This window comes from Accumulibacter sp. (genome assembly GCF_029255125.1).
Taxonomy (GTDB): domain Bacteria; phylum Pseudomonadota; class Gammaproteobacteria; order Burkholderiales; family Rhodocyclaceae; genus Accumulibacter.
The window spans coordinates 1-11121 of sequence record NZ_JAPUVR010000062.1 but is presented as its reverse complement, the minus strand read 5'-3'; the positions used below and the strand labels follow the sequence as shown (position 1 = coordinate 11121).

Below are 11121 nucleotides of genomic sequence, written 5' to 3'. Positions count from 1 at the left end.
TGCTCCGTCTCCATCTGCAGCCTTTCCGTCTCCGTCTGCAGCCTTTCGGCTTCCATCTGCAGCCTTTCCGCTTCCGCGCGCAAGCGCTCGGCTTCCATCTGGCGCCCTTCCAACTCGCGCTGAATGCAGCGCTGTTCGCGCAGGTAGTTTTGCCGCGCCTGATACGCGTGGTAGGCGCGCTCTTTTTCGGAAAAGGTATTCAGGGTGTCCATGGCTTGCCTCATTTCGTCGGTTTGCATCCACGTCGGCAACTGGGTTTGATCCAGCCGCTGGCCCTCGGTGAAGAATTTCAGCCAGCGCTGCTGCTCGGTTTCGACCCGTTCGGCGACAAACTTGTTCAGTTCGAGCAGCCAGATGCCGCCGTGCTCCAGCAATATCCGGCCGTTCTCGTCGCGCAGGCGGTAGCTGTGGGCGTATGCGGGATCGTCGTGCAGCAGATTCTCGGCCAGCAACCAGATGGCATAGGTGGGACGCAGCGCAGCGTAGTCCTGCCCGCTGCCCAGTTGCGCGCTGTAAAGGTCGGCCCAGGCGTACAGAATACGCGCAGGCAGTTGGGCATAGCTCAAGAGCTGAATCTCGACCTGGTAGATCTGCCCGGCATCGTCGCGCGCCTTGACGTCGACGATGCTCAGCTTGTCGTCGAGGAATTCTCGCTCGTTGTAGGGGTTGAGAATGCTGACCTGGCGGATCGGACCCGGCAGTGCCGCGCCAAGGACCGCGTTGAGAAAGTGGATGAGCAGCCGCCGGTTGCTGTCCGCACCGAGCAGCGCTTTGAAAACACAATCGATCTTCGGGTCAATCGAGTGGCGCATACCTACAGTCTAGCCGATTCGACGCCGCTTTTGGCAGCGAGGCAGCGGCAATGCGGGAAGCGGGCAAACCCGACTGCGACCGCTACGCCGGCGGCGCGCAATGAGCGCGCAATGACCGTCCCGGCGTCAGCCGGCACCCACCGTGCGGACCCGGCGCCTTCCGGTCGATACCGCCGGGAAACGACGCCGCCGCGTCCCACACGTGCGCGGCGCGTTGCGCGCGGGACTGAAACTGGCCCTGCAAACGCGCGAACGCGCGCGCCGAAAAGGTCATGCCAGCCGGTCTGTGCTATGATTCGGCGCCTGCCGAGCAACACCGGGCGTCGTCCGCACCAGCCATGCCGGCCGGCCGGCGGGGCTCACGCGGTTCATCTGCCAGCCAGTGCGAGTTGCTGGCTTTTTTCGTTTCTTTGCGCTCTTCCTATTTGCAAGGTGCACCATGCCCGTCGTTTCCCTGCCTGACGCTTCGCAGCGAGCCTTTGCGCAGCCGGTCAGCGTCGCCGAGGTTGCCCAGAGCATCGGCGCCGGACTGGCGCGCGCGGCGCTCGCCGGCAAGCTCGATGGGCGTCTGGTCGACACCTCGTATTGCATCGCCAGCGACGCCAGTCTGGCGATCATCACCGACAAGGACCCGGAAGGTCTGGAGATCATCCGGCACTCGACCGCGCACTTGCTGGCCTACGCGGTCAAGGAGCTTTTCCCGACGGCGCAGGTGACGATCGGCCCGGTGATCGAAAACGGCTTCTACTACGACTTCGCCTACGAGCGTCCGTTTACGCCGGACGACCTGGCGGCGATCGAGCAACGCATGCATGAGCTGGCGCGACGCGACCTGCCGGTGCAGCGCGAGGTGTGGGAACGCGATGCGGCGGTCGCTTTCTTCGAGTCGATCGGCGAGCGCTACAAGGCCGAGCTGATCGGCGCCATCCCGGCCGGCGAGGAAGTGTCACTGTATCGCGAAGGCGATTTCGTCGACCTGTGCCGTGGTCCGCATGTCCCCTCGACTGGCCGGCTGAAGGTTTTCAAGCTGATGAAGGTCGCCGGCGCGTATTGGCGCGGTGACCATCGCAACGAACAACTGCAGCGCATCTACGGCACGGCCTGGGCGAAGAAGGAAGACCAGGAAGCGTATCTGCACATGCTGGAAGAGGCCGAGAAGCGCGACCATCGCAAGCTCGGCCGGCAACTCGATCTCTTTCACTTGCAGGACGAAGCGCCGGGGATGGTGTTCTGGCATCCGAAGGGCTGGACGATCTGGCAGGAGGTCGAGCAGTACTTGCGGCGCGTCCTCGCCGCGCACGGTTATCTGGAAGTGAAGACGCCGATGATCGTCGATCGGGTGCTCTGGGAGCGCTCGGGACACTGGCAGAACTACGCCGAGCACATGTTCACGACGGCGGCGGAGAATCGCGATTACGCAATCAAACCGATGAACTGTCCGGGGCATATCCAGATCTTCAATCAGGGTCTGCGCAGCTACCGCGACCTGCCGATGCGGCTGGCGGAGTTCGGCTCGTGCCACCGCAACGAGCCGTCCGGCGCCTTGCACGGCGTGATGCGAGTGCGCGCTTTCGTGCAGGATGACGCCCACATTTTTTGTACGGAAGCGCAGGTTCTGCCCGAGACTTCGGCTTTCATCGATCTGTTGCAACAGATCTATGCCGATTTCGGGTTTGCCGAGATTCTCGTCAAGCTGTCCACGCGGCCCGACAAGCGCATCGGTTCGGATGAAGTCTGGGACCGGGCGGAGCAGGCACTGGCGCAGGCGCTCGCGGCGAAGCAACTGGACTACGAACTGCAGCCCGGCGAAGGCGCTTTCTACGGACCGAAGATCGAGTTTTCGCTCAAGGACTGCCTCGGGCGCGTCTGGCAATGCGGCACGCTGCAGCTCGATTTCGCCCTGCCCGAGCGGCTCGCCGCGCACTACATCGCGGAGAACAACGAGCGCCTGGTGCCGGTGATGCTGCACCGGGCGATCCTCGGTTCGCTCGAACGCTTCATCGGCATCCTCATCGAACATCATGCCGGTGCCATGCCCTTGTGGCTGGCCCCACAGCAGGCGGTGGTGCTGAATATCTCCGAGCGCCAGGCCGATTATGCCGAGCAGGTGGCGGCCAATCTGCGCGCGGCCGGACTGCGCGTTGCGGCCGATTTGCGCAATGAAAAAATTACCTATAAAATACGAGAGCATAGCTTGAACAAGCTGCCTTACCAGATCGTCGTCGGCGACAAGGAATTGGCAGCCAATCTGGTAGCCGTGCGTACACGCGGCGGCCGGGACCTCGGCCAGATGTCGATCGAGGCCCTGACCGGGCGACTTCTCGAGGAAGTCGCAACGCGCCGCGCAACGGCCTGACTTTTCTCGAAACAAGGAGCGGAACCATCGCACTGCAAAAGGCGCAACGCGTCAACGAAGAGATCAACGCACCGGAAGTCCGCCTGATCGGAGCCAGCGGCGAACAATTGGGCGTCATGAGTGTCAGGGCAGCACTGGCGTTGGCTGAAGAAGCTGGGGTCGACCTGGTCGAAATTGCGCCGATGGCGCAGCCACCGGTCTGCCGCATCGTCGATTTCGGCAAGTTCAAGTATCAGGAGCAGAAGCGCCAGCATGAGCAGAAGCTCAAGCAGAAGCAGGTGCAGGTCAAGGAAGTCAAGTTCCGTCCGGGGACCGACGAGAACGACTACCAGATCAAGCTACGCAACATGACGCGCTTTCTCGAGGAGGAGGACAAGGTCAAGGTGACCTTGCGCTTCCGCGGTCGCGAGATGGCGCATCAGGATATCGGCATGCGCCAGATCGAGCGAATCAAAGCCGACCTGCAGGAGATCGCGCTGGTCGAGCAGATGCCGAAAATGGAAGGCCGCCAGATGGTCATGGTGCTGACGCCGAACAAGCGACGCTAGTTCGAGCGACAGCGCCGCGACAAGAAGACGCGGCGATAACAAGTGGTGCCGGGTTACAAGCGTTCCCGTCGGGAGCCACCTGGCAGCATGTTCATAAACAGGAGCATTCAATGCCCAAGATGAAAACCAAGACAGGCGCGAAAAAGCGCTTCAAGATCAGTCCGAGCGGGCGTATCAAGCGCTCACACGCGTACAAGCGACACATCCTGACCAAGAAGGACACGAAGACCAAGCGTCAGTTGCGCGGGATGACCGCGGTGCATGACGCGGACAAGGCCGTGGTCCGTTCAATGTTGCCCTACGCCTGAGGAGATAAGAGATGCCCCGAGTAAAACGTGGTGTAACCGCGCACGCGCGCCACAAGAAGATTCTTGCCCTGGCCAAGGGCTTCCGCGGCCGCCGCAACAACGTCTATCGCGTCGCCAAGCAGGCGGTGATGAAAGCCGGGCAGTACGCTTATCGCGACCGCCGGCAACGCAAGCGCCAGTTCCGCAGCCTGTGGATCGCCCGCATCAATGCGGCGGCGCGCGAACTGGGAATGAAGTACAGCACGCTGATGAACGGACTGAAGAAAGCGCAAGTCGAGGTGGACCGCAAGGTGCTCGCCGACCTGGCGGTTTTCGACAAACCGGCCTTTGCCGCGCTGGCGCAGCAGGCGAAAAGCCAGCTCGATTCCTGACCGCGGCGAGCGCCGGCAAAGGAGGCGCAAGCCTCCTTTTTTCAGTAGACCATGCACAATCTCGATCAAATCATCCAGGCCGCGACCAGCGCCTTTGCCGCAACCGACGACCACGCCGCGCTCGAACAGGTGAAGGCCGCCTATCTCGGCAAGAGCGGTCAGATCACCGGGCTGCTCAAGGGTTTGGCGCAGTTGCCGACGGACGAGCGGAAGACCGCCGGCGCGGCGATCAACCGTGCCAAGGAAGCCGTCGAGTCGGCGCTTGAGGAGCGGCGCGAGGCGATTCGCCGCAAGACGCTGGCGCGCAAGCTGGCGGCCGAGGCGCTCGATGTCACGCTGCCCGGGCGCGGTCAGGCGCGCGGCGGCCTGCATCCGGTAACGCGCACGCTCGAACGGATCGAAGCGCTCTTTCGCTCGATCGGATTCGAGGTGGCCGATGGCCCCGAAATCGAAAGCGACTTCCAGAATTTCACCGCACTGAACACGCCTGAGGACCACCCGGCGCGTTCGATGCACGACACCTTCTATCTACTCGACGAGCGTGGCGAGGTCGCGCCGGGCGTTCTCCTGCGTACGCACACCAGCCCGATCCAGGTGCGTTACATGCAGGCGCACGTCGCCCGCCATGCCGGCCAGGCGCGCATGCCTGAGATCCGCGTGATCGCGCCCGGACGCGTCTATCGGGTCGATTCGGATGCTACCCACTCGCCGATGTTTCATCAGGTCGAGGGGCTGTGGATCGGCGAGAACGTCAGTTTTGCCGACCTGAAGGGCGTGATCGCCGATTTCCTGCGCCGCTTCTTCGAAAACGACGATCTGCGCGTCCGCTTCCGCCCGTCGTTCTTCCCGTTTACCGAACCGTCGGCGGAAATCGACGTGGCCTTCATGAGTGGGCCGCTCGAGGGGCGCTGGCTGGAAATCGCCGGCTGCGGCATGGTGCATCCGAACGTGCTGCGCCATGTCGCGATCGATCCCGAGAACTACATCGGCTTTGCTTTCGGCATGGGGCCGGATCGCCTGACGATGCTGCGCTATGGCGTCAACGACCTGCGCCTGTTCTACGACGGCGACTTGCGCTTTCTGCGCCAGTTCATCTGACGCGCCATTTGACGCGCCTCTTCCCGCCCACCTGACGCAATGAAATTCTCGCAATCCTGGTTACGCAGCTTCGTCGATGCCAAGCTCGAGGGAGACGAATTCTCGCATCTGTTGACCATGGCCGGTCTCGAAGTCGAGTCGGAGGAACCGGTTGCACCGCCCTTTGGCGGCGTCGTCGTCGGCCATGTGCAAGCCGTCGACAAGCACCCCGACGCCGATCGTCTGCGCGTTTGCCAGGTTGCGGTTGGCGCCGGCGAACCGCTGCCGATCGTCTGCGGCGCGCCGAACGTCGCGCCCGGAATGAAAGTGCCATGCGCGCTGCCGGGTGCCGAGTTGCCGGGTTCGCTGCGCATCGGGGTGAGCCGGGTGCGTGGCGTCGACTCGCACGGAATGCTCTGCTCGGCGCGCGAACTGGGGATTTCCGAAGACGCTGCCGGCCTTCTCGCGTTGCCCGCCGACGCCCCGACGGGCAGCGATGTGCGCCAGTTGCTCGACCTCGACGACCACCTGCTGACGCTCAAGCTGACGCCGAACCGCGCCGACTGTCTGTCGCTCGAAGGAATTGCGCGCGAAGTCGCGGCGCTCACCGGTCAGCCGCTGCGCTTGCTCGAAGTCGCGCCGGTTGCGGCGAGCATCGCCAGTGCGCGCCAGATCGTGCTCGAAGCACCGGAGGCGTGTCCGCTCTACTGCGGGCGCGTGATCGCCGACGTCGATGCGACGGCGCCGACGCCCGACTGGATGCGCCGGCGCCTCGAACGCTGCGGCCTGCGGTCGATCTCGGCGCTGGTCGACATCACCAACTATGTCATGCTCGAGCTCGGGCAGCCGCTGCATGCCTTCGACAACGCTCGCCTGTGCGGCGCGATTCGGGCGCGCATGGCGCGCCCCGGCGAGCAGCTCAGGCTGCTCAACGAACAGTCGATCACCTTGCACGACGACATCCTGCTGATCGCCGACGATCGCGGCCCGCTGGCGATGGCCGGGATCATGGGCGGCGAGGAGAGCGGCATCACGCACGAGACGCGCGAGCTGTTCCTGGAAGCGGCCTTCTTTGCCCCGTCGGCGATCGCCGGACGGGCGCGCCGCTACGCTTTCGGCTCGGACGCTTCGCATCGCTTCGAACGTGGCGTCGACTTCGGCGGGACGAGCCGCGCGCTCGAACGGGCGACCCGGCTGATTCTCGACATCTGCGGTGGCCACGCCGGTCCGCTCAGCCAGGCCACCGCGCGTCTGCCGGAACGTTTGCCGGTGCGCGTGCGCGCCTCGCGCGTGGCGCGCGTTCTCGGTGCGTCGCTCGGCGCTGAGCGGGTCGGCGAACTCCTCGCGCGGCTCGGCTTTCCGCTTGCCCGCGAGGGTGAAAGCTTCGTCGTCGTTCCGCCGAGCTATCGTTTCGATCTGGCGATTGAAGAGGACCTGATCGAAGAGATCGCCCGCCTGCAGGGCTACGAACAAATCCCGGCCGCCGCGCCGCGGGCGAGCTTGTCGATGCTGCCGCAGAGCGAAAACACGCGTTCGCTGCCCCGTCTGCGCCAGATTCTGGCCGACTGCGGCTATCAGGAAGTGGTCAACTACGCCTTCGTCGACGAGCGCTGGGAGGTCGATTTCGCCGCCAACGCTGGCGCGATCCGCCTGGCCAACCCGATCGCGGCGCATCTCGGCGTCCTGCGCTCGAGTCTGATCGGCGGCTTGGTGGCGAATGTGGCGACCAACCTGCGGCGCAAGCAGAGCCGAATCCGCCTTTTCGAAAGCGGCCGCTGCTTCTTCCGCGATGACGCCGGCGCGCCGGTGCACGGTTTTCGCCAACCGTGGAAACTCGCCGCTCTCGCCTACGGCAGCGCGCTGCCCGAGCAATGGGCTTGTGCGACGCGCAACGTCGATTTCTTCGATCTCAAGGCCGACCTCGAGTTTCTCCTCGCGCCGCTGGTCGCCGAGTTCGCCCCTTGCCCACACCCGGCCCTGCACCCGGGCCGCAGCGCGCGCGTCACGCTCGCCGGCCAGGCGATCGGCTTCATCGGCGAGTTGCACCCGGAATGGCAGCAGAAGTACGAATTGCCGTCGGTTCCGGTCGTCTTCGAAGTCGATCTCGATCCGCTGCTCACCGCCCGCCTGCCGCAATTCGGCGAGGTCTCGCGCCAGCCGCCGGTGATCAGGGACCTGGCGATCGTCGTTGATCAGGCGCTCGAAGTTCGCCGCCTGATCGAAGGAATGCGGCTGAACGGCCCACCGATCGTTCAGGAAATCACCCTCTTCGATGTCTACCTTGGCCGGGGAGTCGAAGCGGGCAAGAAAAGCCTTGCCTTCCGCATAGTGATGCAAGATACTGAAAAGACGTTACTGGAAGCCGAAGTCGACGCGGCCGTTCAGCAATTGGTCGCCTACCTGCAGCATGCTTTTGCAGCGCAACTTCGGGTTTGAGAAAGGGGATGGAATGACGCTGACAAAAGCAGAACTGGCCGATTTGCTGTTCGAAAAGGTTGGCCTGAACAAGCGCGAGGCAAAGGACATGGTCGAAGCGTTCTTTGAGGAAATCCGCAACGCCCTCGAACGCGGCGATGGCGTAAAGCTCTCGGGCTTCGGCAACTTCCAGTTGCGTGACAAGCCGCAGCGACCAGGGCGAAATCCGAAGACAGGCGAGGAGATTCCGATCACGGCGCGCCGGGTGGTTACCTTTCATGCCAGCCAGAAGCTGAAGACCGACGTGGAGCACGCCTATCATGGAAGCCAGTCCTAGAGAGCCCGAGGCTCAGGTTCTGCCGGCAATTCCCGCCAAGCGCTACTTCACGATCGGCGAGGTCAGCGAGCTGTGTGGCGTCAAGCCGCACGTTCTGCGCTATTGGGAGCAGGAATTCACCCAGCTCAAACCGGTAAAGCGACGCGGCAACCGGCGCTACTATCAGCACCACGAGGTGCTGCTGATTCGCCGGATTCGCGAGTTGCTCTACAGCCAGGGGTTCACCATCAGTGGCGCACGCCATCGTCTGGATGAAGTCGACCCCGATTCCGGCGCAGCCCCTGGACTGACGCCCGAGGTCTTGCGCGTCGAACTGCTCGAGATCGTCGACCTGCTGCGCCAGCCGTGAAGCCGGCTGCCGCCGGCCGCCCAGGAAGAGCGGTGACTGCATGACGCCAAGCGCCAGCCCGAGCTCGCCGCCTGTGGCGTCCGCTGAGCCAGCGTCCGTTCCGACGCCGCCGGCCGTCTGGCTGCCCGCGTTCGGCGAGCACGGCGAGCACCTGGTGGACGGCGAGCAGATCCTTGCCTGGCTCGAAATCGACCTCGACGCGCGCCTGCATTTCACCTCCGGAATCGTCGTGCTGACCAGCGAACGCCTGTTCGCCAAGGCCAGCGCAGACGCCGACTGGCAGAGCTGGCCCTACCGCGCCGGCCTCACCCTGGCCCGCCGCGACCATTCCGGCGTCGGCACGCTCGAACTGCATGACACGCGTGCCTTGCTCGGACAATGGCGCTACACGCTGGGCGGCGACGTTGCCGCCGGACGTCTGGTCGAACGCTTTGCACAGCAGTCGAGCCTGCGCATCGACGGCACGCTGCCGCCGGCCGCACCCCAGGCACTCTGCCCGAAGTGCGAGAGCCCGTTGCTCGCCGGTCAGGAGGAGTGCCCGGTGTGCAGCAAGGAAATCCACGCGCCGCCATCGACCTGGACGCTGCTCCGCCTGGGGCGTTTCGCCCGGCCCTACAAGGGGCAATTGCTCGCCGCTTTCGTTCTTTCGCTGCTGACCACGGCAGCCACCCTGGTGGCCCCCTATCTGACCATGCCGATCATGGATAACGTGCTGATTCCGTACCAGAACGGTAAGCCGATCGAGGTGGCGACGGTGGCCCTCTACCTGTCCGGTCTGCTCGCCGCTTCGCTCGTTGCCTGGGTGCTGGGCTGGGCGCGCACGTACATTCTGGCGCTCGTCTCCGAACGCATCGGCGCCGATCTGCGCACGGCAACCTACGAACACCTGCTCAAGCTTTCGCAGGAGTACTTCGGCGGCAAGCGGACGGGCGACCTGATGGCGCGCATCGGCTCGGAGACCGACCGGATCAACATCTTCCTCTCGCTGCACCTGCTCGATTTCGCCACCGATGTGCTGATGATCCTGATGACGACGGTGATTCTCGTCTCGATCGACGCCTGGCTGGCGGCTGTCACGCTGCTCCCGCTGCCGATCATCGCCTGGCTGATCCACGTGGTGCGCGAGAAGCTGCGCACCGGTTTCGAGCGTGTCGACCGGGTCTGGGCCGAGGTCACCAACGTCCTCGCCGACACGATTCCGGGCATACGCGTGGTCAAGGCGTTTGCTCAGGAGAGCCGCGAGGCGGCGCGTTTCCGCGCTGCCAATACGCACAACCTCGAAGTCAACGACCGGGTCAACAAGGTCTGGTCGCTGTTCTCGCCGACCGTCACGCTGTTGACCGAAATCGGTCTGCTCACCGTCTGGGCCTTCGGCATCTGGCAGATTGCGCGCGACCAGATCACCGTCGGCGTGCTCACCGCGTTTCTGGCGTACATCAGCCGCTTCTACCTGCGCCTGGACTCGATGAGCCGCATCGTTTCGGTGACCCAGAAAGCGGCAGCCGGCGCCAAGCGCATCTTCGACATCCTCGACCACGTATCCAGTGTGCCCGAGCCGAACCACCCGGTGCATCTGCCGAACGTTGCCGGGCGCATTGAACTGCGCGGGGTCGGTTTTCGCTACGGCACACGCAGCGTCACGCGCGACATCGATCTCGTCATCGAACCCGGCGAAATGGTCGGCCTGGTCGGCCACAGCGGTTCTGGCAAGAGCACGCTGGTCAATCTGATCTGCCGTTTCTACGACGTCAGCGAAGGCGCGATCCTGATCGACGGGGTCGACATCCGCTCGCTGCCGGTTGCCGAGTACCGCCGGCACATCGGCCTCGTGCTGCAGGAGCCTTTCCTCTTTTTCGGCACGATCGCGGAAAACATCGCCTACGGCAAACCCGACGCGACGCGCGAGGAAATCGTCGCCGCCGCACGCGCCGCGCATGCGCACGAGTTCATCCTGCGCCTGCCGCATGGCTACGATTCTCTCGTCGGCGAGCGCGGACAGGCCCTCTCGGGGGGCGAACGCCAGCGCATTTCGATCGCGCGCGCACTACTCATCGACCCGCGCATCCTGATCCTCGATGAAGCGACTTCGTCGGTCGATACGACGACCGAAAAGGAGATTCAGAAGGCGCTCGACAACCTGGTGCGCGGACGGACGACGATCGCCATCGCGCACCGCCTGTCTACGCTGCGCGACGCCAACCGGCTGGTCGTCCTCGACCGCGGCCGGGTGGTCGAAGTCGGCAGCCACGACGAGCTGATGGCGGCCGAAGGACACTACTACCGCCTCTATCAGGCGCAGGCACGCAACATCGACGTGGAAGACGATCTGCGCGCGCTGGAAATCGCCCGGCGCGACGACGAGGAGCGGCAATGAGCGTTGCCCCGGGCTACCGCCTGCGGCGCAACAGTTTCGGTCGCCTCGAGTTGATCGACGCGGCCGGCACCTGCCACGACGAGGTCGCACCGGTGCGCGCCTTTCCGATCGGCGCGCCCGACTACGGTCTCGCCCTGGTCGACCCGCACGGCCACGAGCTGGCCTGGATCGAGC

11 protein-coding genes are annotated in these 11121 nt (G+C 64.4%); 10 read left to right on the top strand and 1 reads right to left on the bottom strand.

Annotated elements, in window-relative coordinates:
* A partial coding sequence (locus tag Q1L59_RS03005; RefSeq protein ID WP_300327852.1) for an Rpn family recombination-promoting nuclease/putative transposase occupies positions 1 to 812 on the bottom strand: 812 nt, incomplete at its 3' end.
* 439 nt (positions 813 to 1251) lie between these two features.
* On the opposite strand from Q1L59_RS03005, the gene thrS reads away from it, so the two are divergent.
* From thrS to Q1L59_RS02955, 10 genes are all read left to right on the top strand, one after another.
* Positions 1252 to 3168: a threonine--tRNA ligase gene (gene thrS / locus Q1L59_RS03000; RefSeq protein ID WP_300327850.1), complete on the top strand. Its 1917-nt coding sequence runs from the start codon at positions 1252 to 1254 to the stop codon at positions 3166 to 3168.
* A 26-nt stretch (positions 3169 to 3194) separates the two neighbouring features.
* The gene (gene infC, locus Q1L59_RS02995; RefSeq protein WP_300327858.1) at positions 3195 to 3716 is read left to right on the top strand and encodes a translation initiation factor IF-3; all 522 of its coding nucleotides are present in this window, start codon (positions 3195 to 3197) and stop codon (positions 3714 to 3716) included.
* Between the two features lie 110 nt (positions 3717 to 3826).
* Positions 3827 to 4024, top strand: coding sequence for a 50S ribosomal protein L35 (gene rpmI, locus Q1L59_RS02990; protein WP_300327848.1), 198 nt, complete (start codon positions 3827 to 3829; stop codon positions 4022 to 4024).
* Positions 4025 to 4035: 11 nt separating this feature from the next.
* Positions 4036 to 4395 carry a 50S ribosomal protein L20 gene (gene rplT, locus Q1L59_RS02985; protein WP_300327846.1) on the top strand — a complete coding sequence of 120 codons (360 nt, stop codon included), beginning with the start codon at positions 4036 to 4038 and terminating at the stop codon, positions 4393 to 4395.
* 51 nt (positions 4396 to 4446) lie between these two features.
* Positions 4447 to 5493 carry a phenylalanine--tRNA ligase subunit alpha gene (pheS, locus tag Q1L59_RS02980; protein ID WP_300327844.1) on the top strand — a complete coding sequence of 349 codons (1047 nt, stop codon included), beginning with the start codon at positions 4447 to 4449 and terminating at the stop codon, positions 5491 to 5493.
* 39 nt (positions 5494 to 5532) lie between these two features.
* A complete protein-coding gene (pheT, locus tag Q1L59_RS02975; RefSeq protein ID WP_300327842.1) occupies positions 5533 to 7908 on the top strand; it encodes a phenylalanine--tRNA ligase subunit beta in 2376 nt (791 codons plus the stop codon).
* A 13-nt stretch (positions 7909 to 7921) separates the two neighbouring features.
* A complete protein-coding gene (locus Q1L59_RS02970) occupies positions 7922 to 8224 on the top strand; it encodes an integration host factor subunit alpha (protein ID WP_300327856.1) in 303 nt (100 codons plus the stop codon).
* On the top strand, positions 8208 to 8573 hold the full coding sequence (locus tag Q1L59_RS02965; RefSeq protein ID WP_300327840.1) for a MerR family transcriptional regulator: 366 nt from the start codon (positions 8208 to 8210) through the stop codon (positions 8571 to 8573). The genes Q1L59_RS02970 and Q1L59_RS02965 overlap by 17 nt, the downstream gene beginning before the upstream one ends.
* A 40-nt stretch (positions 8574 to 8613) precedes the next feature.
* Entirely contained in the window at positions 8614 to 10947 is a 2334-nt protein-coding gene (locus Q1L59_RS02960) for an ABC transporter ATP-binding protein (protein ID WP_300327838.1), read from the top strand.
* A partial coding sequence (locus tag Q1L59_RS02955) for a DUF1854 domain-containing protein (RefSeq protein ID WP_300327854.1) occupies positions 10944 to 11121 on the top strand: 178 nt, incomplete at its 3' end. The genes Q1L59_RS02960 and Q1L59_RS02955, both read left to right, overlap by 4 nt.

Excerpts from the sequence above, each read along its gene's own strand:
- thrS (WP_300327850.1), top strand. The coding sequence starts at position 1,252 with ATGCCCGTCGTTTCCCTGCCTGACGCTTCGCAGCGAGCCTTTGCGCAG.
- rpmI (WP_300327848.1), top strand. The coding sequence starts at position 3,827 with ATGCCCAAGATGAAAACCAAGACAGGCGCGAAAAAGCGCTTCAAGATC.
- rplT (WP_300327846.1), top strand. The coding sequence starts at position 4,036 with ATGCCCCGAGTAAAACGTGGTGTAACCGCGCACGCGCGCCACAAGAAG.
- pheS (WP_300327844.1), top strand. The coding sequence starts at position 4,447 with ATGCACAATCTCGATCAAATCATCCAGGCCGCGACCAGCGCCTTTGCC.
- pheT (WP_300327842.1), top strand. The coding sequence starts at position 5,533 with ATGAAATTCTCGCAATCCTGGTTACGCAGCTTCGTCGATGCCAAGCTC.
- Q1L59_RS02970 (WP_300327856.1), top strand. The coding sequence starts at position 7,922 with ATGACGCTGACAAAAGCAGAACTGGCCGATTTGCTGTTCGAAAAGGTT.
- Q1L59_RS02965 (WP_300327840.1), top strand. The coding sequence starts at position 8,208 with ATGGAAGCCAGTCCTAGAGAGCCCGAGGCTCAGGTTCTGCCGGCAATT.
- Q1L59_RS02960 (WP_300327838.1), top strand. The coding sequence starts at position 8,614 with ATGACGCCAAGCGCCAGCCCGAGCTCGCCGCCTGTGGCGTCCGCTGAG.